General features: G+C 51.5%; 27 protein-coding genes. 7 read left to right on the top strand and 20 right to left on the bottom strand.

What is annotated here, in order from left to right:
• Window positions 1-357: 357 nt before the first annotated feature.
• Complete coding sequence (locus DZC79_RS14340; protein ID WP_118952281.1) at window positions 358-579, bottom strand: AtpZ/AtpI family protein; 222 nt, start codon at window positions 577-579, stop codon at window positions 358-360.
• Between the two features lie 68 nt (window positions 580-647).
• Between DZC79_RS14340 and DZC79_RS14335 the strand changes: the two genes are divergently transcribed.
• Entirely contained in the window at window positions 648-1175 is a 528-nt protein-coding gene (locus tag DZC79_RS14335; RefSeq protein WP_118952280.1) for a 3-hydroxyanthranilate 3,4-dioxygenase, read from the top strand.
• Between the two features lie 31 nt (window positions 1176-1206).
• Here the strand turns inward: DZC79_RS14335 and DZC79_RS14330 are convergent, their stop codons facing one another.
• The 9 genes from DZC79_RS14330 to DZC79_RS14290 all read right to left on the bottom strand — a co-directional run bounded on the left by DZC79_RS14330 (window position 1207) and on the right by DZC79_RS14290 (window position 6197).
• A complete protein-coding gene (locus DZC79_RS14330; protein WP_157977160.1) occupies window positions 1207-1590 on the bottom strand; it encodes a hypothetical protein in 384 nt (127 codons plus the stop codon).
• A gap of 95 nt (window positions 1591-1685) precedes the next feature.
• Window positions 1686-2081 carry a hypothetical protein gene (locus DZC79_RS14325; protein WP_157977159.1) on the bottom strand — a complete coding sequence of 132 codons (396 nt, stop codon included), beginning with the start codon at window positions 2079-2081 and terminating at the stop codon, window positions 1686-1688.
• A 44-nt stretch (window positions 2082-2125) separates the two neighbouring features.
• Window positions 2126-2530 carry a hypothetical protein gene (locus DZC79_RS14320; protein WP_157977158.1) on the bottom strand — a complete coding sequence of 135 codons (405 nt, stop codon included), beginning with the start codon at window positions 2528-2530 and terminating at the stop codon, window positions 2126-2128.
• A gap of 115 nt (window positions 2531-2645) precedes the next feature.
• Window positions 2646-3044 (bottom strand): hypothetical protein, encoded by a 399-nt coding sequence (locus DZC79_RS14315; protein ID WP_118952276.1) that lies wholly within the window; start codon window positions 3042-3044, stop codon window positions 2646-2648.
• A 102-nt stretch (window positions 3045-3146) separates the two neighbouring features.
• On the bottom strand, window positions 3147-3653 hold the full coding sequence (locus DZC79_RS14310) for a GbsR/MarR family transcriptional regulator (RefSeq protein ID WP_118952275.1): 507 nt from the start codon (window positions 3651-3653) through the stop codon (window positions 3147-3149).
• A gap of 108 nt (window positions 3654-3761) precedes the next feature.
• Window positions 3762-5141: a M28 family metallopeptidase gene (locus tag DZC79_RS14305; protein WP_157977157.1), complete on the bottom strand. Its 1380-nt coding sequence runs from the start codon at window positions 5139-5141 to the stop codon at window positions 3762-3764.
• A gap of 13 nt (window positions 5142-5154) precedes the next feature.
• Window positions 5155-5355: a helix-turn-helix transcriptional regulator gene (locus tag DZC79_RS14300; RefSeq protein ID WP_118952273.1), complete on the bottom strand. Its 201-nt coding sequence runs from the start codon at window positions 5353-5355 to the stop codon at window positions 5155-5157.
• The gene (locus tag DZC79_RS14295; RefSeq protein ID WP_118952272.1) at window positions 5345-5797 is read right to left on the bottom strand and encodes a hypothetical protein; all 453 of its coding nucleotides are present in this window, start codon (window positions 5795-5797) and stop codon (window positions 5345-5347) included. Before DZC79_RS14295 ends, DZC79_RS14300 begins: the two co-directional genes overlap by 11 nt.
• Window positions 5798-5918: 121 nt before the next feature.
• Window positions 5919-6197, bottom strand: a complete 279-nt coding sequence (locus DZC79_RS14290; protein ID WP_118952271.1) for a cell division protein ZapA — start codon at window positions 6195-6197, stop codon at window positions 5919-5921.
• A 116-nt stretch (window positions 6198-6313) separates the two neighbouring features.
• On the opposite strand from DZC79_RS14290, the gene ftsY reads away from it, so the two are divergent.
• Window positions 6314-7297 (top strand): signal recognition particle-docking protein FtsY, encoded by a 984-nt coding sequence (gene ftsY / locus DZC79_RS14285; RefSeq protein WP_118952270.1) that lies wholly within the window; start codon window positions 6314-6316, stop codon window positions 7295-7297.
• A 113-nt stretch (window positions 7298-7410) separates the two neighbouring features.
• Here the strand turns inward: ftsY and DZC79_RS21285 are convergent, their stop codons facing one another.
• From DZC79_RS21285 to DZC79_RS14265, 6 genes are all read right to left on the bottom strand, one after another.
• Window positions 7411-7590: a hypothetical protein gene (locus DZC79_RS21285; RefSeq protein ID WP_157977156.1), complete on the bottom strand. Its 180-nt coding sequence runs from the start codon at window positions 7588-7590 to the stop codon at window positions 7411-7413.
• A gap of 79 nt (window positions 7591-7669) precedes the next feature.
• Complete coding sequence (locus tag DZC79_RS14280; RefSeq protein ID WP_157977155.1) at window positions 7670-7897, bottom strand: class I lanthipeptide; 228 nt, start codon at window positions 7895-7897, stop codon at window positions 7670-7672.
• Window positions 7898-7941: 44 nt separating this feature from the next.
• The gene (locus tag DZC79_RS21280) at window positions 7942-8190 is read right to left on the bottom strand and encodes a hypothetical protein (protein WP_157977154.1); all 249 of its coding nucleotides are present in this window, start codon (window positions 8188-8190) and stop codon (window positions 7942-7944) included.
• 236 nt (window positions 8191-8426) lie between these two features.
• Entirely contained in the window at window positions 8427-9728 is a 1302-nt protein-coding gene (locus DZC79_RS14275) for a DUF5689 domain-containing protein (RefSeq protein WP_118952268.1), read from the bottom strand.
• A 166-nt stretch (window positions 9729-9894) separates the two neighbouring features.
• Window positions 9895-11130 carry an NADP-dependent isocitrate dehydrogenase gene (locus DZC79_RS14270; protein ID WP_118952267.1) on the bottom strand — a complete coding sequence of 412 codons (1236 nt, stop codon included), beginning with the start codon at window positions 11128-11130 and terminating at the stop codon, window positions 9895-9897.
• A gap of 149 nt (window positions 11131-11279) precedes the next feature.
• A complete protein-coding gene (locus DZC79_RS14265) occupies window positions 11280-11768 on the bottom strand; it encodes a hypothetical protein (protein WP_118952266.1) in 489 nt (162 codons plus the stop codon).
• 131 nt (window positions 11769-11899) lie between these two features.
• Here DZC79_RS14265 and DZC79_RS14260 point away from each other — a divergent pair, with 131 nt between their 5' ends.
• The 3 genes from DZC79_RS14260 (at window position 11900) to DZC79_RS14250 (ending at window position 16009) form a co-directional block, all read left to right on the top strand.
• Window positions 11900-12835 (top strand): SPFH domain-containing protein, encoded by a 936-nt coding sequence (locus DZC79_RS14260; RefSeq protein ID WP_118952265.1) that lies wholly within the window; start codon window positions 11900-11902, stop codon window positions 12833-12835.
• 205 nt (window positions 12836-13040) lie between these two features.
• Window positions 13041-14252: a DegT/DnrJ/EryC1/StrS family aminotransferase gene (locus DZC79_RS14255; protein WP_118952264.1), complete on the top strand. Its 1212-nt coding sequence runs from the start codon at window positions 13041-13043 to the stop codon at window positions 14250-14252.
• A gap of 113 nt (window positions 14253-14365) precedes the next feature.
• Window positions 14366-16009 carry a S41 family peptidase gene (locus DZC79_RS14250; protein WP_118952263.1) on the top strand — a complete coding sequence of 548 codons (1644 nt, stop codon included), beginning with the start codon at window positions 14366-14368 and terminating at the stop codon, window positions 16007-16009.
• On the opposite strand, the gene DZC79_RS14245 is transcribed toward DZC79_RS14250, so the two are convergent.
• Genes DZC79_RS14245 through DZC79_RS14235 form a run of 3 tightly spaced genes read right to left on the bottom strand, consistent with a single transcriptional unit; the run spans window position 15953 to window position 17652 of the window.
• Window positions 15953-16429 (bottom strand): type I restriction enzyme HsdR N-terminal domain-containing protein, encoded by a 477-nt coding sequence (locus tag DZC79_RS14245; RefSeq protein WP_118952262.1) that lies wholly within the window; start codon window positions 16427-16429, stop codon window positions 15953-15955. The two genes, DZC79_RS14250 and DZC79_RS14245, sit on opposite strands and share 57 nt — an antisense overlap.
• 35 nt (window positions 16430-16464) lie before the next feature.
• On the bottom strand, window positions 16465-17052 hold the full coding sequence (locus tag DZC79_RS14240) for a riboflavin synthase (protein WP_118952261.1): 588 nt from the start codon (window positions 17050-17052) through the stop codon (window positions 16465-16467).
• 36 nt (window positions 17053-17088) lie between these two features.
• Window positions 17089-17652: a hypothetical protein gene (locus tag DZC79_RS14235; RefSeq protein ID WP_157977153.1), complete on the bottom strand. Its 564-nt coding sequence runs from the start codon at window positions 17650-17652 to the stop codon at window positions 17089-17091.
• 228 nt (window positions 17653-17880) lie between these two features.
• Here DZC79_RS14235 and DZC79_RS14230 point away from each other — a divergent pair, with 228 nt between their 5' ends.
• The gene (locus DZC79_RS14230) at window positions 17881-18390 is read left to right on the top strand and encodes a T9SS type A sorting domain-containing protein (RefSeq protein ID WP_118952259.1); all 510 of its coding nucleotides are present in this window, start codon (window positions 17881-17883) and stop codon (window positions 18388-18390) included.
• A gap of 97 nt (window positions 18391-18487) precedes the next feature.
• A complete protein-coding gene (locus DZC79_RS21275) occupies window positions 18488-20779 on the top strand; it encodes a collagen-like domain-containing protein (protein WP_157977152.1) in 2292 nt (763 codons plus the stop codon).
• A gap of 251 nt (window positions 20780-21030) precedes the next feature.
• Here DZC79_RS21275 and polA read toward each other — a convergent pair whose 3' ends face one another.
• Window positions 21031-23856, bottom strand: a complete 2826-nt coding sequence (gene polA / locus DZC79_RS14220; RefSeq protein ID WP_118952258.1) for a DNA polymerase I — start codon at window positions 23854-23856, stop codon at window positions 21031-21033.
• Window positions 23857-23968: the final 112 nt, after the last annotated feature.

Genomic DNA, 23968 nt, shown 5'->3' with positions numbered 1-23968 from the left:
AATATTTTTCAGTGCAGCTTAGCGATGTTGGCCACCAAATATACATATTTCATGCTTAAAATATTCCTTTTTTAATCAGAAAAGGCTGCCTGGAATTCCGGGCAGCCTTGCAAGCCATGATTCTGCAGCTAATTATATCCTTATCCACGCTAAAAAGTTCCGTAGGAGCCGAACGTTTGTAGCGCGGCCAGAAACAAACATAATCTTGCTCCGTAGGAGCAAAACCAGGACGGCAAACAATATCCGCATCCGCCTGCCGTTCAGGCCGTTGCACATCCCAACCGGCCTGGCCGTAAAGGAGCAATTCAAATGCCGTAGGGATCAAATTAATGCTGTAAGACGGGAAAAGATCACAGCCTATTTCTTCGGCTTCATCAGCTGGCGGTACAGCTGGTACAAGCTGATGAACAAAGCCAGCACCGGCAGCACAATAAGAAAGAGCGGCGAGCTGTGTACCTGCTTATCCAGATTCAGGCCGCCCCATACACCCAATCCTAACAGCACCATCATCTGTGTACCTACAGCTGCATATTTCATAGCATTGCCATACTTACTCTCTTCGGAATTCGTCTGCTTCATGTTGAAATAAATATAAGGCGATTATCCGTTCTTTCAAAATTTTCTACCTTTAGGGCAAATATAAGACCATGTCCGTAACACGCCCCTTTAATATAAAAAACTGGATCGATGAGCACCGCCATTTACTGAAACCACCTGTAGGCAACCAGCAGGTTTATAAAGATGTTCGGGACTTTATCGTTATGGTTGTGGGCGGCCCCAACAGCAGGAAAGATTTTCACTATAACGAGACAGAAGAGCTTTTTTACCAGCTGGAAGGCGATATCGTTGTGCGTATTATCGAAGATGGTAAGATCGTTCCCATCGAGATCAAAGCAGGCGATATGTTCCTGCTGCCGGCAAGGGTGCCCCACTCTCCCCAGCGCGGTCCCAATACCGTAGGCCTTGTGATCGAGAAAGTACGTCCCGGCGACATGAAGGATTCTTTTGCCTGGTATTGTGAAAACTGTTCCAATAAGCTTTATGAGGAATTCCTGCCGGTAAATGATATCGTGAACCAGCTACCGCCGGTAATGAATGCCTTTTATGCAGACCTCGACAAACGTACCTGCAAGCAATGCGGTACCGTAATGGAGCCACCGGTACCGGCTAAATAATACAGTTGAACATTAATATACAAACAGCCCTTCAACGGGCTGTTTTTTTATAGAAGCTGATCTCAGCCAGCGTGATGAAAAAATAAAGCACGGCCAGCAGGAAGGCAGAGCTGCGCAGCATGGCCATTACCCGCAGCGTCATACGATTGCCGATGCAGGCCCCGAAGATGCACAGCGCAAGGACCAGCATCAGGATACGTAATGCCAGGCCGCCTTTCACTATATTGGGCTCTTTCCATAGCGCCAGCAGCCAGAACACCGCGCTGAACAGCAGGTAGCCTCCTGCCAGCAATACGCTGACGTTGATGGCTTCATGTGCTGATAGCATCGCACCACAGAAGAAGAGAAAGCACAGGAACTGGAAACAGGCATCCATTCTCTTTAATTCTCCGATCAAACGGTAACGGCTTTTCATAGGCTATGGATTGTTTTTTTATATTAGATGAGATCAGAAACAAAAAGGTTGTACCGACTTTTTAAATCAAAGGACCTTGTGACTTGTCAGCAATATTATTGCGTGCTCCGGGCCAGCTTGTGGTAGAAAGTAATTTCAAAAAGGGTAATGAAAAAGTAAAAGAAGCCCAGCACCGGCCCCGCAAAGATCATCAGGTAAAGGAGGTACAGGATAACAGGCGTATTCGACAAAGCCAGCAGAAGCACCGGTACCACAACAAACACAATACGGATCAATTTTCCGCCTATGGTTTGTTCCCGCTCAGAAAATAAGATCATCAGCCAGCAAATGGCGCTGAATACCTGGATACCCGCCATGATCAATATGCTGACACCGATCCATGCAGCGCCGTCAACAATAAAGCTGGCAGGGATCAACAGGAAACACAATAGCTGAAGACAGAGATCAGCAGCCTTAAGCTGCACGATACGGCGATACTTATGATTCGGCATACACAAGCTGCTTTGTTTTTGCTATACACAATACGATTCCGCCCTTAGTCATCGCTCCGGGCCAGACCGCGATAGAAACGGATTTCGAACAGGGTAATCAGAAAGTAGGAAAAACCCAGCACAGGTCCGACAAAGATCATCGCATAAGCGACGTAGAGGATCAGCACGTTACCGATGCTGAAAGCCGTCGCCAGCAACAGCGGCACCACGATGAAAGCAACACGGATAAACCGGCCGGCCCTCGTGGTAACGGTGCCCCCTGCAAAGGCCAGGCACCATAATACAGCGCTGAGCACCTGGCTGCCAGCCATGATCACCACGGCATTCCGTTGCATTGCGAATACAGACGACACACAGACGCAGCCGATCATAAAGAAGAAACAAAGGACCTGCAGGCAGGCATCGGTTGTCTTGAGCTGTGCAATGTGCCGATATTTATGGTGTGTCATGCGACTTATTTTGTTTTTCATGTTAGGGTAGCATCAGCATAGCAACCCTAACCTGCTCATGCATCTCTCTCTTTAAGCACTGCATTCGGAATATGGGGATCATCAGGATGGCTGTTTATAAGAGATAGTAAGGCTTGCGGGCTTTGCTGTAGTAGCGGATCTCGAGGATGGTAATGATGAAGTAAGATACACCCAGCAAAGGACCTGCGAAAAGCATGATACAATTGACCAGGAGGATCGCACCGTCGCCGGCCAGGCAGGTCAGCGCCAGGAAAGGCGCCACCGACAGAAAGATATAGCGGATCGTAACCGCGCTGGAATATGCCGGCGGCCCCTTGTGGAAGTAAAGGGTCCACAACAATGCACTGACCGTTTGTGCTGCGCCGGCAAAATAAAAGACAAAAAGCCCGATCCCCTTGGTTTGATAAAGCAGCAGCACGCCTCCAAAAGCCAGCACCTGCAAGCCGAGATCGATCTTTTTGCCCAGGGCAAGATTTCCGAAAGTCTGTTTCACGCCTACCTGACTATATAATAAAAACTATATTTTCAGAAATAATTGAAATTTTAATTCCAAATAAAAACCGGTTACCCGGTCTGCCGCTGCTGTCACGGCGATTTATTTGAAGAGCTTCAGCAAAGTACCGGTAAACCAATGCTCATCGGCCTTAAGCAATCCCGCCAATGCATTATCGGCCTGCTTGGCAAACTTCTGGATCTGGGTCACAGTATCCAGGAAAGCTTTGGTCTCTGCATCTTTTTTGGGCGCGTCTACCTCCCTGATCTGCTCCATTGTGCTGAGCACAGGGTCCAGCTCGCGTTTCTTCCGCTCCTTCATGATGCGCATAGCCACTTTCCAGATGTCCTTTTCCGCTGCAAAATACTCCTTGCGGTCGCCGGGCTTCAATACTTTTTCCACGATACCCCAGTTGATGAGCTCCCGGATGTTCATGTTGGCATTGCCCCTGCTGATCTGCAGCGCTTCCATGATCTCGTCGGCATTCAAGGCCTCAGGAGCAATCAGCAGCAGGGCGTGTATCTGCGCCATAGTACGGTTAATGCCCCAGGAAGACCCGAACACACCCCAACTCTGGATAAACTGTTGCTTTGCTTCTGCAAGATTCATAGACCAAAGCTACAGCCTATTTTTATATTTTCAAAATTTTCTGAAAATTAATTTTACTCCTGGAAGCTCTTCATTCAGACCGCTATGGCGTCCCGACCGCCTGTATCGCTACTGTATACCGGCTACAAACTGACGGATGAGCTCGCTTAGAGCCGGTACCTGCTTCAGGCTTACCTGGTCGGCCTTATCCCATATATCGTGGTAATATCCTTTTCCCCCATTGGTATAAAAGAAGAAAGCCGGCACACCCAGCTCGCTGAAGGGATAATGATCGCTGTTGCGGGCCGTGCCCCGGGCTTTAATCTCCGGCAGGTATTTTCCTTCAGCATTCAGCCGGGTAAGCAGGTCGAAGGCTGGCTTATGCTCAGTCCCATTCACAACGGTAATGCCCTCCGAAGCATCGCCCATAATGTCCATATTCAGCAGGAAACGGATCTGCGATAAGGGGAACAGCGGATGCTCTGTATAGTATGTAGAGCCCAGCAGGCCTGCTTCTTCCCCGCTGAAGGCGATGAAAGCGATCGAATAAGGTTGGGGGTGCGCGGCATAATAACGGGCCTGGGTCAGCAGCATGGCGGTACCGCTGGCGTTATCGCTGGCGCCGGGAAACATAGCCCTGCTGCCCATTTTGCCCAGGTGATCGTAATGTGCGGTCAGCACGATGAAGCGATCAGGATGCGTGGTGCCGGGCACATAGCCGATGATGTTTGCCGCGGCAAATTTCTCCACCCATTTATTCTGTACGATCGCAGTGACTTTCCGGTTCTTCCGGAACACCAGGCTGCTGTCGTACAGCTCGATCACGGTAGCAGCGATGGCTTTCTGCGCCACCGACCATACCGGTTTCCCGCTTTGCGGCAGCAGGAATACGCCGGCAGGCAGGCGCTCCAGCAGCTCGGCCCGGCCGCTCCATCCCATCAGCCTCCATACGGTATCTACCTGCTTCAGCAGGTAAGCGCTCTTCGTTTTGCTCAGGGTCTTATACCATTTCTGCCAGGCTTTCTCTTTCGCACCAGACTTCTCTAGCTTGCCCTGCAGCTTGCGGGCAAAGTCGTTGCCATCGGCGACGGCCAGCTTCAGCGCTTCTACGTTGCAGCTGCCGCTGGCCGGGTAGACCTGGTATTCTTCCCCACCCTTGAGCGTCCGGTCGCTGATCTTCAGGTCTACAATACCGGGAAAGGTATTAACGGGATAACAGTAAGACTGGTTATAACCAGCGCCGAAAAAACGGAGACCGACAGCGCCATACTGCGTCGTTATGTACTGGGCCGCTTTATACATACCCCGGTTCACATAACCCCTTCCGGCAAAACCCTTGGCGCAAAGCGCGTTGATATAGCCGCGCAGCAACAGGGAGTCCTGGCCCGGCTGATAGGCATTCTGCGCTACGACTGGTATGGCGGCGGTATCGTCAACTAGCGCTGTGCTGTCCTGTGCATGGGAACATAAGGAAAGACTACCCAGTAACAGTAGGAAAAGAATACGCATGGTCCTGTTGTTTTTAATCAGTGCTTTCAAGCATAAAGAAAGCCTCTACCGGTTTGCCGAACAGGCGGGCCAGCTTTAAGGCCAGCACGGTTGATGGCACGTACTTGCCCGCTTCGATAGCATGGATCGTCTGGCGTGATACGCCGATCTTATCGGCCAGCTCTCCTTGTGTCAGGTCCATTATGGCACGCTCCACTTTAAGGCTATTCTTCATGTGCTGCAAATTTAGGGAGCAGATACCATCTGCTGTAAAAAATAACGATAAAAGTGACCAGGAATAAAAACGGCAGTGCGAAAAGACACAACAGGAAATTTATACCATTGACAAACACGACGAGCCCTGCAAGGATCAGGTAGTTGCAATAATGGCTGAGCTGCAGCGACTGCAGGCGTACCATTGTGCTGCGTTCGTCTTCATGCGCCACACGGGCGAAGGCAATGAAGGTAAGGCTGGCGAGCGTTCCAAGGATAGCCAGCTCATTGGTAAAGTTGTAGTCGTTAAAGAAACCGACAAGGTTGGCAGCGGCAGCGCCCCGGGTATCCAGGAAGCCGAATTCAAATCCCCTGTTCCAGGCGATCAGCAATGCCAGGCTGGGCAACAGCAATACAAGACCGGCGATCCGGAAGGAGGCAGGCAAAAGCAGTTTGTTTTTCATCGTTTTTTAAAGTTTTTTACAAAAGTAAATTATTCTTTTCAAAAAGTAAAATAAACTTTACAAAAAGTAAAAAATAAAAAGACAGAGAATGATTGCTCTTCGCTGTCTTCCGTACTATAGCTTATAGCACCCGTTCTATCTTTTCGGTCATCTGCTTTACCAGCTCCTTTTGTACCGGGTTCAGCTCATTGCTTTCGGTCACCTGGTCGGTGGCATACATCAGCAGGCACATGGCGATAAAGTCCTGGTCGTCTTTGCCTGCAAAGCTGGTCCGTAGCTCCGTAATGCGTTCATCGGCGATCTTTGCGGCAAGACGTACTGCTGCTTCATCCTGGCTTTTGATCCTGATGCGGTAGCCTCTGCCCGCGATCCACAAAGTGACCGGTATATACTCTTCCATTTGTTTTTCTTTAAGCGCAGATCAAAAGTAACGAATAAGAAAAAGTTTTCCTTCCCCCTCTAAAAAAGTATTTTTGCAGCCTCCCGACCGGATTAACCCGGCGGCAATGCAATCACATGGGATTTTTCGATAAGCTTTTTAAACGGAACAAAGAGCAGCAGGAACAGAAGGTAGCGCTCGACGAAGGTCTTCAGAAGACCAAGCAAAGCTTTTTTTCCAAGCTCACCAAGGCCATCGCCGGTAAGAGCTCTGTAGACGAAGAGGTGCTGGACAGCGTGGAAGAAGCGCTGATCACAGCCGATGTGGGCCTGGATACTACCGTCGCGATCATCAACCGTATCGAGGAAAGAGTAGCCAAGGACAAATACCTAGGCACCGCTGAGCTGAACCGCATCCTGCAGGAGGAGATCGCCGGCATCCTGACCGCCGCACCCGGGAATGAATTCGAGACTTTTGAACTACCCGCGGGCAAGAAGCCTTATGTGATCCTGGTCGTTGGCGTGAACGGTGTAGGCAAAACGACAACCATAGGCAAGCTGGCCTATAACTTTAAAAAGAACGGCAAAAGCGTACTGCTGGGCGCCGCCGATACTTTCCGGGCAGCGGCAGTAGACCAGCTGACCATATGGAGCGAACGTGTGGATGTACCTATTGTGAAGAAAGAGATGGGCAGCGATCCCAGCTCCGTTGCTTATGACACCGTCGTGAGCGGCATGGCGCGCGACGTAGATGTGATCATTATCGATACGGCGGGACGCCTGCACAACAAGGCACACCTGATGGATGAGCTGTCCAAGATCAAGCGTGTCGTAAGCAAGAACATACCCGATGCGCCACATGAAGTATTGCTGGTGCTTGACGGCAGCACCGGCCAGAATGCGCTGGAGCAGGCCAAACACTTTACGGCGGCTACGGAGGTGACTTCCCTGGCCATCACCAAGCTGGACGGCACGGCCAAAGGCGGTGTGGTGCTGGCGATCGCCAACCAGTTCAAGATACCGGTGAAGTATATCGGTGTAGGCGAAAGAATGCAGGACCTGCAGATCTTCAACAAGTACGAATTTGTCGATAGCCTCTTCTCGCTGGAAGAGAAAGACTGATCTTTTCAACAGATAATCAAGCGGCATAGCTATGGTATTCCAGACCAGCTATGCCGCTTTTGTTTTGGCGATCCTGTCGCCCGTTAAGACCGCGTGCCGGCGGCCGTTATGCTTTAGCAGATATCGGGAGGACAGGAAGCCAGGGAACAACAGGTCGTTTGCCTTTGTCCGGGCAGCGTAGTGCAGCAGGTGGTTTGGGCCGTTAATCCTCCTGTTACGGCTTCCTGGTTGCTGAGCCGGGTAATTCTTATTTTCTGTAAAGATAGTCTGATGCTCCGGTTTTTCTTTTTCATATACTAAGGATTGGGGTTAGGAATAAAATAAAATTCACTGGCGGGAACATCCCGGGATGCCTGTAGCCATGCAAACCCGCTACCCGATACAACGGGTGTCGGGATAACAGGAACCGGGCGCCCAGGTAGGACAAAGACAAGTCTTATATTCATAGGTAGGGCGAATGCAGACATCGCCTGTCACGCAGGACACGATTAAGGACCCTGCACCGCCCCATACATTAGCCTGGCTGTCGGAAGTCAGCTGCGCCAGCTTTTCTTTATTCAGGACCAACTTTTTCTTCAGATCTAAAGGTTTTGTTTTCATAAAAAAGTATTTGGTGTTTGCTAATTTCATAAAAAGATGCTCTATCAGGCGGTAGCGCCGCAATTCCATATCCAGGTCGGCGGCTCGGTAATGCATTGGCCGCATTGCGATGTTTTATCGGCAACAACAGTAGGACAACCATTGCTGCAACCTTCCGGCTCCGTTGGCGGAATGCAGGCAATGCAGGAAGGCGTTCCGGTGTTACCGCCTTTGACTTGACCCGCGCCGGCTGCTAGTGAGGTGATCGTCTTTTTCTTTAAAGACAATTTTGTGGTCAGGTTTTTCTTTTTCATACATTATCGATTTTAAGTATGCAAGCTACAAATTATCCCATCGCTAAAACCAAGGGTAAACCATGATTTTTGACAGATTAAACCCTGTAGTTTATGTGGTGAGCCTGTCTCCTGCTAAAGACTTTTTGAACCGGAAAGCCGCCTCCGGTTAACTTTAGTTCACTGTCTACCGGGAAAAGGATACAAAAAAATCCCCCGGTTTTGCCGGGGGATTTTTTTTGTATGGATCGCTTAGGTTATTCGCCTTTGATGCGGACATTGTCGATTTCCCAGGTCTTCGCTGCGCTGGCAGTAGAAGTGTACTTGAAGGCAATGTAAACCGTCTTGTCCTTATAGGTGTTCAGGTTGATGTTGCCGGAAGGCGTAAAGGTAAAGTTGTTGCTTTGATCGTAGGTGGCTGACAACGGCGCCCAGGTAGCTGCGGCAGGTGAGCCGCTACCAGCGTAATCGGTAGAGATAAACAGCTCCAGGGGATTGCCGGTATACTTAGCTGCGGATTCGAAGGTCAGGGTGAAGGTATTATGACCGGTCAGGGACAGCGCCTTGCTGATCAGCCAGTCTTCATTGATAAAATTGCTGCCGGAATAGCCGGACATTACGACGCAGGGCTTGGGATTACCGAACTGTGCGATCGCCCATTTCTGATCGCCGCTCACACTTACAGGAGTCCAGTTGTCCAGGCTTTCGAAACCGTCGTTGATCACATAGGCAGAAGGATCGCTGCCATCGCAACGCTTGCCGTAGAACTGAACGTCGGTAGTATCGCGGATATAGAGCTGCGGCACATCGCGGTAACGGGTGTATATTGCCAGCAGGGTACCTTTGCCGGCGGGCGTCAGCAAGGGCTGAAATTTGGCATAGCCGCTGTTACGCATTACCATGCTTTTGCCGTCGCAATCTTCTACTTTACGTTCGGTCACCGAAGCGAGGTTGGCCAGCTGCGCATAAGGAATACCGGCCTGGGAAGCTATGAACTCAACGTTCTTGATCGCAACCAGCTTGTTCAGGTATTTTTTGGCATTGTTGGGAACTGCCAGGTCCATCAGCGTTAGCGTATCGGGCACGATGGGATTAGGATAGTTGGCTTTTACCAGGTAATCGCTGGACAGCACTGCGGGAATGCCGGACAGGTTACCGGTATTGTCGGGAGTATAGCCCAGCTGCGGATTGTTGTTGTAAGCGCCTACAAACAGGCCTTTACATTTTACATATACCTTGCGGCCAACGGGATAATCATTGTACAGGCTGTATTGATCCACCAGGATCTCCATGCCGCCTGTACTATCCTGTATCACGATCTTTTTATAATAGTTACCGCTTTTATCGTCCATAACGACAATACCTGCGATCACCATATCGATATCGATGATCCCTGCGGGTCTGGCCTGCAATTGCGCGATGGTATGCGTAACCGGGATCTGCGGATCGTAACCGCTGTTATCCGGGGGAGCGTCAAAATCCTTTTTCACACAGGAACCTACGCTGAATAATGCGCCAATGGTTAAAATACTCAATGCCGCGGTAAGAATTCGCTTCATAATTTTTGATTAAAACAGGCTGCAAAATAACAAAACAAAGCCCATACCTATTTGTCTTTTCATAATAATTCTATGTTACCAATTGTACAGCTGGTGCGGTTTTAAACGATACAAGAAGAGCCGCTTCCCTTCCGGGAAACGGCCCTTCTCAGCACAAAAATATGGATTAGTTATAGCCCAGCTTGGCTTTCAGGTTGTTATCCAACGCATCGAGGAATTCTTCGGTGTACAGGTAGTGCTCACCATGGTTCACTTTATTGCCATGGATGCATACCGCAAGGTCCTTGGTCATTTTGCCGCTGGCCACGGTTTCGATGCATACCGCTTCGAGCGCATGGGCAAAATCGATAAGCTGCTGGTTTCCGTCCAGCTTACCACGGAACTCGAGGCCACGTGTCCAGGCAAAGATCGAAGCAATAGGATTGGTAGAGGTAGGTTTCCCTTTCTGGTGCTCGCGGTAGTGGCGGGTTACAGTACCATGTGCGGCCTCGGCTTCCATTGTTTTACCGTCAGGCGTTACGAGCGTTGAAGTCATCAGTCCCAGCGAACCGAAGCCCTGAGCTACAGTATCGCTCTGTACGTCGCCGTCGTAGTTCTTACAGGCCCAAACAAAATTACCGTGCCATTTCAGCGCTGAAGCCACCATATCGTCGATCAGGCGGTGCTCGTAGGTGATGCCTGCTGCCTCGAACTTACCTTTGAACTCGTTCTGGTAGATCTCTTCAAAGATGTCCTTGAAGCGGCCGTCGTATTTTTTCAGGATAGTATTTTTCGTAGAGAGGTACAAAGGCCATTGCTTGATCAGGGCCTGGTTGAAGCAGGCGCGGGCAAAGCCGGCAATGCTCTCATCCGTATTGTACATAGTAAGGGCCACGCCGTCGCCTTTGAAGTTGTACACTTCAAATTCCTGCACGGTACCGTCCTCGCCTTCAAACTTAACGGTCAGCTTGCCTTTGCCTTTGGTAACGAAATCGGTAGCACGGTACTGATCGCCGAAGGCATGACGACCGATGCAGATGGGAGCGGTCCAGTTGGGCACCAGGCGCGGGATATTATCGATTACGATAGGCTCGCGGAACACGGTTCCATCCAGGATATTACGGATGGTACCATTGGGTGATTTCCACATTTGCTTCAGGTTAAACTCTGTAACACGCGCTTCGTCGGGGGTAATTGTAGCACACTTGATGCCCACGCCATATTGCTTGATGGCGTTGGCCGCATCGATGGTAACCTGGTCGTCGGTAGCATCACGGTGCTCTACGCCAAGGTCGAAATATTTAATATCCAAATCCAGGTAGGGCAGGATCAGCTTGTCTTTGATGAATTTCCAGATGATGCGCGTCATTTCGTCGCCATCCAATTCTACAACGGGATTCGCTACTTTGATTTTTTCAGCCATTGTGCTAAACAGGTATTAAGTTGTTTGTTGAAAAAAAGAATCGGGCAAAAGTAACAAAAATGGTTCTTTTAAATAAAATGTCAGGTAGAAATTGACACAAACCGCCACGGGCACGGCGTCCGGGCAGGAGATCATAGTAGCTTGCTCATTCAGATAATAAGGTTGCGCCGTGATTTCAGGGAAGTAATCTCCAGCTCGCTGGTCCAGGCGATGCCGTTGACCTCGGCAAGATTAAAGGAAAAGTCCTGCTCCGGCTCAAGGTAAGAGGCATATTGCATCAGCAGCAGGTAATCGGCATGCTTAAGTTCAGGGATCAGCTTCTTGACCGAGCAGCGATTGGCATAGAGATAAATGGCGGCATCAAAATAAGGCAGGGCATGGCGGTACACCGGGAAGTGATATTTGCGCTTCACTTCCTCTGGCATCTCGTCAAACAGGGTACCGCCGCTGCCGGTCAGTATTTTGCCTTCATGAATGCAGATGTCCATTTCCGGTTCCCGGACGAAATTAAGGCCGAACAGCTGGTTGATCCACCAGCAGAGGCTATGCCCCTTCAGCGCAGAGCCGATGGCGATCAGACGGCTGTCTGAAAAAAAGTCTTCTTCAACGAATGCAGTATTGAGTAAAAATTTTGCCATGCCGGTTCCTGCTGCAAAGGTTGGAATAATTTACGTCCCGGCAAAGCCTTGCTGCCGCCGGCTAAGGTGCCGGCAGCGGGCCGATTCATTCTTTTTCTGTAACTTCCCACCGAAAACAAACGCATCGCTTCATGTCTCCCATCTACATTATCCTTATCGTCATCGCTGTGCTGCTGTTCCTGTGCTTCGTCACCGTACAGCAGGGCACTGTAGCTGTGATTACCATTTTCGGCAAGTTCCAGCGCATCCTGCGGCCGGGGCTTAACTTCCGCATCCCGCTGATCGAACGGATCTTCCGCCGCATTTCCATCCAGAACCGCTCTATCGAACTGAAGTTCCAGGCCATCACCCAGGACCAGGCCAACGTTAACTTCTCGGCCATGCTGCTGTATGCCGTATTCAACCAGGAAGCCGAAACGATCAAGAACGTGGCTTTTAAATTCATGGACGAACGCAGCCTGATGCAGGCCCTTGTCCGCTCTGTAGAAGGCTCGGTGCGGGCTTTTGTGGCCACCAAAAAACAAGCTGAGATCCTGAGCCTGCGCGGCGAGATCATCCTGCACGTAAAGGACCAGCTGGATAAAGTGCTGGAAGAATGGGGCTACCACCTTATCGACCTCCAGATCAACGACATTACTTTCGACGAGGTGATCATGCGCTCCATGGCCCAGGTGGTATCGTCCAACAACCTGAAAGCCGCCGCCGAAAACGAAGGTCAGGCGCTGCTGATCACCAAGACCAAGGCTGCTGAAGCCGATGGTAATGCCATCAAAATACAAGCCGAAGCCGAAAGGCAGGCGGCGCAGCTGCGCGGTCAGGGCGTAGCGCTCTTCCGAGAAGAAGTGGCGCATGGTATGGCCCGTGCCGCCAAGGAAATGGAACAGGCCAACCTGGATGCCTCTTTTATCCTGTTCTCCATGTGGACCGATGCGATCAAGCATTTTGCAGAGAACGGCAAAGGCAATACCATCTTCCTCGACGGCAGCAACGACGGCATGCAACGCACCATGAAAGAGCTGATGTCTATTGCCCAGACCTCTAAGATCGTGACCCCGCCGGGCAAATAATAAACCATCATTTTCTTTGTTAAGGTAGTCCCGTCGGTATTCCCACGGGACTATTTTATAACCAACCTCATGATTTTATAACCAACCTCATGATGATAAACAGGCCTGCTCACCTTATTTCCCAACATCGACCTGTCGGATTCTTTTCCGTTTTAGCGCCCGGACCCGTACTTTTACCTTCCTGAAAATACCAACAATTCAAAAAATGGAAACGATACAGAATACCTATCCACATGTCCCATACGGCAAGACCGTGCATGGACAGGAAGAAATAGATGCTGTAGTGCGGGTACTGCAGACCTCTACCCAGATGGGGCGGAATGTAAGAGCCCTGGAAGAGGCTGTGGCCGGGCTGTACGCCAAAAAGTACGGCATCGGTGTCAACTCAGGCTCCTCGGCCCTGTACCTTGCTGCCGACCTGCTCAACTATGAGGCCGGTACCGAGATCATTACGCCGGCGCTTACCTTTTCCACCACGGTAGCGCCCCAGGTGAAGCGCAGCTGGATCCCGGCTTTTGTAGATGTGGAGGAAGGCACTTATAATATCGACGTCAGCAAGGTGGAGGCTATGATCACGCCGAAGACCAAAGCGATGATTATTCCCAACCTGATCGGCAACCTGCCTGACTGGAAGGTGCTGCGGGAGATCGCCGACCGGCATCAGCTCTTTCTGCTGGAAGACTCGGCCGATACGCTGGGCGCCGAGATCGGCGACGCCTCTTCGGGACGCTATACCGACATGAGCACCACCAGCTTTTACGGGTCTCACATCGTGAACTGCGCCGGCAATGGCGGCATGCTGTGTGTGAACAGCGAAGCCTTTTACGACCGCGGCCGCCTGCTGCGCAGCTGGGGACGCAGCTCTTCGCTCTTTGTCGAATCGGAGAAGATCGAGAACCGCTTCAATGTAATGGTAGACGGCATTCCTTACGATGCTAAATTTGTATTTGAAGAGCCGGGATACAATATCGAGCCTTCCGAGCTGGGCGCGGCTTTCGGCATGGTACAGATCGGCAAGCTGGCCGACAATATCGATAAGCGTACTGCCAATTATACCCAGCTGCGCCGCTTTTTTGAGCAATACGAAGAACATTTTATCCTGCCGCAGCAGCTGCCCGACTCCCGTACGGGATGGCTGGCTTTTGCTGTCACCGTAAGGGAAAATGCGCCTTTTATCCGCCGCGACCTCCAGATCTTCCTTGAGCAAAGGAACATCCAGACCCGCACGGTGTTCACCGGTAATATCCTGCGTCAGCCCGGCTTTAAGCACATCGCCCACAAAGCCGCAGCAGCAGGCTATCCAGAAGCCGACAAGGTCATGCGCGGGGGTATGCTGATCGCCTGCCATCATGGTCTCGACCAGGCACAGATCGACCACATGAAAGACAGCATTAACGCTTTTATGAGCCGGCTGTAATTATATTTTCTGAATTGCTTAAAGCCATCCTTTATAGGATGGTTTTCTTTTCCGACAGACATTTGAATATTCCCCTATTTAATACCTAATTTTGCAGCCTACTCCTATGCGATATGTCTGTTGACTCACCGAAGCGTTTTAACATCTGGACACCCCTCACCTTCTCTGTAATCCTCATCCTGGGCATACTGATCGGTTTTCAGCTGAATAAATACCTGAGTAACAAAAGGCCTATTTCCAATGCTATAGAACGTAACGACCGGCTCGAAGAGATCATCGATATTGTGAATGCGCGGTATGTGGATTCGGTCAATGCCGATTCGCTGTACGAAGATGCGGTAACGGGTATTCTCAAGCATCTCGATCCGCATACTGTCTACATTCCGGCCCGTGATATGACTTCGGTAACCGAAGACCTTGAAGGTAATTTCAAAGGCATCGGTGTCGAATTCTATATCCTCAACGATACCCCGATGATCACGTCTGTGCTGAAAAACGGTCCCTCGGCCGATGCCGGCGTACAAACCGGGGACAAGATACTCAAGGTCAACGACAGCTCAGTCATCGGCATTACCAGCGATGGTATCATCAGCAAGCTGAGGGGCATTGAAGGCAGCATCGTAAAGCTGAGCTTACTGCGCCCGTCGGAGAACCGGCTGCTGGAGGCGAAGGTAAAAAGAGGCGTGATCCCCATCTTCAGCGTGGAGTCGAGCTATATGATCGACCCGGTAACGGGCTATATCCGTATCAACCGCTTCAGCGCCACTACTTACCGTGAGTTTATGAAAGCCCTGAATGCCTTGCTGGGACAGGGAATGAAGCAATTGATACTTGATCTGCGGCAAAATCCCGGGGGCTATCTGGATGCCGCTACGGCAATCGCTGACGAATTTATCGGCGACAATAAGCTGCTTGTCTATACCCAGGGCCGGGCCTCCGACAAGGAAAAGTACATGGCCGGTCAGAAAGGGAAATTCGAGAAGGGACGCCTGGCCATACTTGTCGATGAGGGTTCCGCATCGGCCAGCGAGATCCTTGCCGGCGCAGTGCAGGACTGGGACCGGGGCGTGGTGATCGGGCGACGCACCTATGGCAAAGGCCTGGTGCAGGAACAGTTTGAGCTCGGCGACGGCTCGGCCTTAAGGCTGACTGTAGCAAGGTATTACACCCCTTCGGGGCGCAGTATTCAAAGACCTTACGACAAAGGCCGGGAGGTTTATGAAGAGGATTTTGAGAACCGCTTCCACAATGGCTCGCTTAACGGCCCCGATACCCTGGGACCGGCAGATACCATTCGTTATTTTACCGAAGAGAAGCACCGTATTGTCTATGGCGGCGGTGGCATCAAGCCGGACATCATCACCCCTTACGAGAGTAGTCCGTTGGCTGCCGAGCTTTACGAGCTGCTGTCCTCTCCGGCACTGAGCAACACGGTGTACGAATACTATTCCCGGAACAGCAAAGAAATGAGCGTCTACACCTCTTTCAGCCAGTTCGATGCTTCCTTTACCATTACGCCCCAGCTGATGACTGCGCTGAAAACCAACCTGGGCAAGGAACATGCCGCACAGGTAGCCAAGGTATGGAATGATAACAAGGCGCTCGACTTCATCAGGCAGCGGGCGAGAGCGATCATAGCCAGGATGCTCTTCCGCAGCAATGGCTACTACCAGCAGATCAATAAGACGGACAATGTCATCTTAAGAGCCCTGGGCATTCTCCGGGGAAAGGAATACACGGCCATCGTGGGCGGGTAGCTGGTCCAGCCAGCTGACTTGCTGTTCTCTCACAGTAGCACAAAAATGCTGTGTACCGTTGGATAACATCCAGTAAGGACATTGAAGACTGCTGTGGTAGCGGAGCAATTGCTGCAGCGTATGCTCGCTTACCGGGACAGCCGGCTCTTTGCATTCGATCAGCATCCAGGGACGATGCTCATAGTCGTAGACGACAATATCATAGCGCTTCTTCAGCTGGTTGACCTTGATCTCCTTCTCGACAGAAATAAGGCCTTTGGGATAGGCCATCACTTCGCAGAAATATACCAGCAGATGCTGCCGTACCCATTCTTCCGGGGTAAGCACCACATATTTTTTCCGGATGAAGTCGAACACATAACGCTTCCCTTCCTGCTGCCGGAACCGGAATTCATGAGGGGGAAAGGACAAAGCAATCATGCGGCGTGACAGATAAGATCAGATAAAAAAAGACGCTAGGCTACTGCTTTCATGCGCAGCATATATTTACCCAGGATATCGAATTCCAGGTTGAGGGCATCGCCCGCCTGCAGGTCGCTGAAAGTCGTCTGTTCCAGGGTGTAGGGAATGATCGTTACCGAAAAGGTGTTGCGCCCTACTTCAAAAGCGGTGAGGCTGACCCCGTTGATGCAGATGGATCCTTTTTCGATGACCAGGGCAGCAAAGGCTTCGGGAAATTCAAAGCGGAACAAATGGCTGCCTTCCAGCGTTTCCCTGCTGAGGCAGGTTCCGCGGGTATCCACATGCCCCTGAACTATATGGCCGTCGAGGCGATCGCCCAGCTTCATGGCCCGCTCCAGGTTAATGATGCGGCCTTCCTGCCATGCTGCAAGATTGGTTTTCTTCAGCGTTTCCTCCACAGCCGTTACCGTATGCGTATGCTCATCGCAGGCCGTTACCGTAAGACATACGCCATCATGCGCGACCGACTGGTCCACCTTTAGCTCTTTGCTGATAGAACTGGCTACGGTAAAATGGATATTGGTCCCTTCTTTGACTACCCGGGTTATATTACCCTTGGCTTCTATAATTCCTGTAAACATCAGGAGCAGCTAAAATTAAAGATTAAAAATCGGGACTTATTGCCTTATAGCCGTCCCTTTGTGATAAAGCGTGCCTTCCGCATCAGTAATGGCAAAATCGATATGCATCGTGTCATTTCCAAGAAGCAGGCTTCCGCTCAGCGTATCCGTATTGTTGCAAATATGCTGGCCTGGCGAGCCTTCCAGCAAGGTATCGATGACCGCTCTCCGGTATTTGTTGGCGGTAGCGAAAAAGGGGAAGGTATTCCCGCACCAGCCGGTGGCTGAAAGATGCGTTTTCAAAGTGTCTTCCGTTGCCGTGAAAACCAGGTTTCTGGTCTGTGTCGACTTAATGGTTCCGTCCGGTAAAAATGCCGTATCGGTAAGCGCCCAGGAGCCCAGGAACGAATCGACCGGATAAATGCAGATCGTGCTATCGGGAGTGCCGGGAAAGCCCCAATTGAAGTTGACCGCCAGGGGATCGTTGCAGTATTTGCGGTTTTTCAGCTCGTCATTAGGCACGGCCGGAGGCGGGTCCTTATATTTCGAGCAGGCATACAATACGGCTGCCATTCCCATCAGCAGCAACAGCAGCGTTCCTTTTACTTTCGTTGACATCATATAAGATAACGCAAAGATCAAGGTAAAATTTTACTTGGCAATGCAGTTTTTCGTGCAGACAATCCAGCACACCTGAGATGCAGATTTTACGCGTGTAATAAAAGAAGAATTAAAAAATATTGCAGGATAAGGGTCGGCAGCTTGGCAAAGTTAAAAGTATAGTTAATTTTACATATTGTTAAGACAGTTGTCGCAATACTGCTGTCTTTAGCTTAAATCACTCATCCCATGAAAAAAACCATTATGGTTATGTGTTCCCTGTGCCTGGGAACCATTACCGCGCGGGCGCAAAGTATTGGCCCCAGCACGGTAAATGCGACCGGCGGCAGCACGGTAATTGCCGGCAATACACATGAGTACGCCATCGGCGACCTGTTGCCTCCGACCCTTAGCGGCCCCGGCATTATCATCACGCCCGGAGCGCTGCAGCCCGTTAAAAAAACCGTAGGTATCGATGGGCGGCAATTTTTCGCCGGCACCCTCGATGTTTATCCCAATCCTACAGAAGAAATTGTCTTCCTGCAACCTCGCTTCACTACAGGCGGCGTGCTTTCCTATGCACTGTACGATGTACTGGGCCGGTGCATGGAGCACAAAGAATGTTCGCTGAGCACGGGTAAAGAAAAGCAATCCATAAGCCTGAAAAGCCTGGCTTCCGGCACTTATTCGCTTGAAGTAAGCTTCGGCCAGAAAGGAAAGCTTTACCGCACCGCCTATAAGATTCAGAAAATCCATTAATTATCGTCCAGCCATATCCTCTACACTTTTGCTTTGCCGCAGAAGGTATTGGCTTGCGTTTAACCTTAGCAATTCAACCTTTTTTTAATCTATCCAAATGAAAAAACTCCGTATTCTCATTCCGCTTCTGGCCTTATCCCTGCTCACCGGCCGGGGCGCTATGGCCCAAGCGCCAGGCAAATTCAATTACCAGGGTATCGCCCGCAATAACAGCGGCGAGCCGCTTTCCGGCCAGGCTATCGGGCTGCGTATCTCTATCCTGGATGGCTCTGCGACCGGCACCGTTGAGTATAGCGAAACACATGCTGTAAGCACCAACACCTACGGGCTTTATAACGTAGCCATAGGCGGTGGCACCGTAGCTTCCGGCGATATGGCGGCCATCGACTGGAGCCTGGGCAATAAATATGTCAAAGTAGAGATCGATCCTGCTGGAGGTACCAGCTATACCGACCTGGGCGCTGCACAATTGCTTAGCGTTCCTTATGCCTTGTACGCGCAATCGGGCGCTACCGGCCCCCAGGGACCTGTTGGTCCTGCCGGCCCTGCAGGTGCTGATGGCACCAACGGTGTTGACGGCGCACCCGGCGCTACCGGCGCTACAGGTGCTACCGGTCCTGTGGGAGCGGCTGGTCCCGCTGGTGCTATTGGTCCCGTAGGACCTGCCGGCGCTACAGGTGCTACCGGAGCCCAGGGGCCTGCAGGTCCGGCCGGTCCTGTGGGTGCAACGGGCGCTATAGGTCCTGTCGGACCTGCTGGTCCGCAAGGTTTGACAGGTCCCGTCGGCCCGGTGGGTCCCCAGGGTCCTGTTGGTCCGGCCGGCCCTGCCGGAGGTCCCGTTGGTCCGCAAGGCCCTGCCGGTCCCCAGGGTCCTGCAGGCCCGGCAGGTGCTACTGGTGCAACGGGCGCTATCGGACCTGTCGGTCCGGCAGGTGCGCAAGGTGTAGCCGGCCCTGTTGGTCCTGTCGGCCCTACCGGTGCAACGGGTGCTATCGGACCTGTCGGTCCGGCAGGTGCACAAGGTGTAGCTGGCCCTGTTGGTCCTGCCGGTCCTGCCGGTGCAACCGGCGCTCAGGGTCCTGCCGGCCCTATAGGTATCACCGGTGCTACCGGTGCAGCCGGTCCTCAGGGGCCAATAGGTCCAATTGGCGCTACAGGTGCTCCCGGCGCAGCTGGCCCCCAAGGGCCTGCCGGTCCTGCGGGTCCTCAAGGCCCCGCGGGTCCCGATGCACAGACCCTCAGCATCAGCGGCAATATTCTTACTATATCCAATGGCAACAACGTTACCCTTCCTTCCGGCGGTGGTGGCAGCGTAAATGGCACGCTCAATTATATACCGAAGTTCACCAGCGCTACAGCTGTAGGTAATTCCAAACTGTATGAGACTGATGGCAAGCTGGGCTTAGGCACTACTGCTCCAGGAGCAAGATTACACATTATCTCCACCGACACGGTTCCCCTGGTAGCTACCTTCAATAGTGCAGGCCTCTACCCCATCGGGGCAATCAGAAGCATCGATAGTACTGGCCTGGGCTTTGGCATATGGGGTCAGTCGACTCCCGCTAATAACGTTCTCACACAAGGAACCGGTATACTGGGCTATGGCGGAAATGTCGGCGTCAGGGCACAGGGTGAGGCCAGCGATGGTATCGGCCAGGTGTTCGGCGTACATGCTTCTTCATTCAGCTCCGATACCGGCATAGCTGTTTACGGTGTAGCCTCTGTCTTCGATGAAAGCAACCCTGTATTTGGCGGTGCCAAATATGGTCTGCTGGGTTTTGCACAGGGGGGCGATGCCAACTTCGGCGTTTACGGCGCCAGCGGTGCGACCAGCAGTTTTGGTGTCGGTTATGCCGGCTACTTCGACGGCGATGTGCAGGTAACCGGTAGCCTGAGCAAGGCTATGGGTACTTTCAAGATCGATCACCCGCTCGATCCGGCGAACAAATACCTGTACCACTCTTTCGTGGAGAGTCCCGATATGATGAACGTATACAACGGCAATGCAACTACCGATGCCAGCGGCTATGTGACCGTAACCCTGCCCGATTACTTCGAGGCGCTGAACAAAGATTTCCGTTACCAGCTGACCGTAATCGGCGGTACTTTTGCCCAGGCGATCATCAGCAAAAAAGTATCCGGCAATAAGTTCCAGATCCGCACCAGCGAACCCAATACAGAAGTAAGCTGGCAGGTGACCGGTATCCGCCACGATGCTTATGCTGATGCCCACAGGGTGAAGCCCGAAGTAGAAAAAGAAGCGATGAACAAAGGCAAATACCTGAACCCGGTTGAATTGAAAAAGGATCCTGCGCTGAAGATCAATAAGGCGCCGGTGAACTTGAAAAAGGAAAACCTGTCCCGGATGCCTGCGATGAAGCGGAAATAAGTATGAACGAAAAAAAGGAAGTCAAGTTTTTAGAACTTGACTTCCTTTTTTTGTTTAGCTTAATGCTTTTTGGGGCATTTCTTACATCGTTTGCCCTCCTTGTATTTCTTACAGCATTTTTTGAACTCGCAAAGCCGGGCACACATCAGGAAAGGTTGCTGCTCCATCTCCTCTGTTTCCATCGCCGGCAGTTCCTTTTTCCTGCTCTCTGTTCGCATCGCTACTTATTTAGTTCTTTTTTTAAAGCTGGCTTAGTGCGCATCCAGCCAGTTGCGGCCGGTGCCCGATTCTGCCACTACCGGCACATCATTGGGCAGGGCCAGGGCCGATTGCATATTGTCCAGCACGATGGTCTTCACCTGCTCTACCTCCTGCAAAGGTACGTCGAATACCAGTTCGTCATGTACCTGCAGGATCATGCGGGCTTTTACGCCTGCAGCTTTGATCGCCTTGTCGATTTTGATCATCGCCAGCTTGATCATATCGGCGGCAGAGCCCTGTATCGGCGCATTGATCGCCACTCTTTCAGCAAAGCCCCGCACGGTCTGGTTGGAAGAATTGATATCGGCCAGCCGTATCCTGCGCCCCATTAGTGTTTTCACATAACCATGCTGCTTGGCAAAGGCAATGGAATTATCCATGTATTGCTTGATAGCAGGATATTCTTTAAAATAATTTTCAATAATCTCTTTCGCCTCCGTGCGGCTGATGCCCAGGTTATCGGCCAGGCCGAAAGCCGACTGGCCGTAAATGATGCCGAAATTAACGGCCTTGGCATTCCGCCTTTGCTCAAAAGTTACTTCTTCTTCCGTTACGCCGTAGACCTTGGCAGCAGTGGCCCGGTGAATATCTTTATTCTCACGGAAAGCCCGGATCATTCCTTCATCGCCGCTGATAGCCGCCACTACACGCAGCTCGATCTGCGAATAGTCAGCCGAGAGCAGCACATGCTGCTCATCGCAGGAGATAAAGGCTTTACGGATTTCCCGCCCCCTGTCGGTACGGATCGGAATATTCTGAAGGTTGGGATTATTGCTGCTCAGGCGGCCGGTTACCACCACCGACTGATTGAACGAAGTATGTATGCGTCCTGTCTTCGGATTGACCATCAGTGGCAGGGAATCGGCATAGGTCGATTTCAGCTTGCTGTATTCCCGGAATACCAGGATGCTGTCGACGATCTCATGGCGCGCGCGCAGCTTCTGCAGCACATCTTCACCCGTAGCATACTGCCCTGTTTTGGTCTTCTTCGCCTTCTCGTCCAGCTTCATTTTCTCAAACAGCACTTCGCCCAATTGTTTGGGCGAAGCCAGGTTGAATTCCACACCTGCCAGGCGGTACACTTTCTCTTCCGCTTCCCTGATCTCGCGGCCCAGCTCTTTCGAATATTCTTCCAGGAAGCCCACATCTATGCCCACACCTTCAAACTCCATATCGGCCAATACCGGCACCAGGGGATTCTCCACTTTCTCAAACAAATCGGATACGCCCGATTGCTGTAGCATCGGTGCGAACACTTCTTTCAATTGCCAGGTAATATCGGCGTCTTCCGCAGCGTATTCCTTGATCAGCGGCAGTTCCACATCGCGCATATTACCTTGCCCTTTGCCTTTTTTTCCAATCAGGGTTTCAATGCTTACCGGCTGGTACTGCAGGTATTTCATACTCAGTAAATCCATGCCCCGCTTGCCTTCCGGCTCAAGGCTGTAATGGGCCAGCATAGTATCGAAGTGCGCGCTCTTCAGCCCGAAGCCATAGTTCTTCAGCATCAGCAGATCATACTTCACGTTCTGTCCTATCCAAAGCACGTCCTCCCGGTCCAGCAGCGGCCGCAGCTGCTCCAGCAGGGCCTTTGCCTCCTGCTCATCGGCACTGCAGGGAATATAATAACCTTCTCCCTTTTTCCAGCTGAAGCTGAGCCCTACCAGTTCGGCGCGCATAGCGTCGGTACCGGTCGTTTCCGTATCGAAGCATATTTCCTTTTGCGGCTGCGCTGCCGCCAGGAATTGCTGCAATGCCTCCGGTGTGTCGACCAGGATATAATTGTGCGGTGTATTCTGTATGGTCCCGAAACCTTCCAGGCTGGCAAACAGATCGCCTTGTCCCGCCTCTGATTGCGTAGAGGGCAGAATGGTAACATCATTGCCGAACAGATCCTTCTGTCCGCTGGCAATGGCCGGATCGCCCTGCGGACGGGCATCTCCGAAGATCCGCTTTCCAAGCGTACGGAATTCCAGCTCGTTGAAAACTTCCATCAGCTCCGGTTCATTCCACTCTTTTAACCGGAAATCTTCTTCGTGGAATTCTATCGGCACATTGGTAATAATGGTCGCCAGCTTTTTGGAGATGATAGCGCTTTCCCTGCCGTTACGGATCTTCTCGCCCAGCGCACCCTTGATCTTGTCGGCATTATCCAGTACATTTTCCAGGGTGCTGTATTCGGCCAGCAGCTTGGCGGCTGTCTTTTCGCCGATACCGGCGATACCGGGAATATTGTCGACGGCATCACCCATCAATCCCAGGATATCAATCACCTGGCTGACATGGTTAATGCCCCACTTTTCACACACCTCTTTTTCTCCCAATATTTCGAAAGTACCGCCCTTATAACCCGGCTTATAAATAAAGACATTCTCCCGCACCACCTGGCCATAGTCCTTATCCGGCGTCACCATATAAACGGTATAGCCTTTTTCTGCGCCCTCCAGGGCAAGGGTGCCTACAATATCGTCGGCTTCGTAGCCATCGAGCTCAAGGCTGGGAATATTAAACCCTTTTATGATCCGCTTGATGTCAGGGAGCGCATCCATCAGGTCTTCGGGCGCTTCCTGCCGATTGGCTTTATAGTCGGTAAAATCGGTATGCCGTTCAGTAGGCGCATGGGTATCCCATACCACCGCCATATGCGTAGGCCGCTCTTTCTGGATCAGGTCGAACAAGGTATTGGTAAACCCGAACTGGGCATTGGTATTGCGGCCTTTGCTGGTGAGCCGCGGGCTGCGGATCAGCGCATAGTAGGCCCGGTACACCAGCGCCATGGCGTCCAGGAGAAAAAGCTTTTTAGGGTTGTCGGACATATATCGTTGTCTTTTTGAAAAGGCTTGCAAAAATACGAAGAAAAGGAACGCGGGACCGACGATGGCATGTGGAACCAGTCCGGATTAAACTTTAGCTTTGCGGCCACACCAA

This window comes from Taibaiella helva, from assembly GCF_003545695.1.
Taxonomy (GTDB): domain Bacteria; phylum Bacteroidota; class Bacteroidia; order Chitinophagales; family Chitinophagaceae; genus Taibaiella; species Taibaiella helva.
Note: the sequence above shows the minus strand (reverse complement) of the source record. Positions and strands in the feature narration are given on the sequence as shown.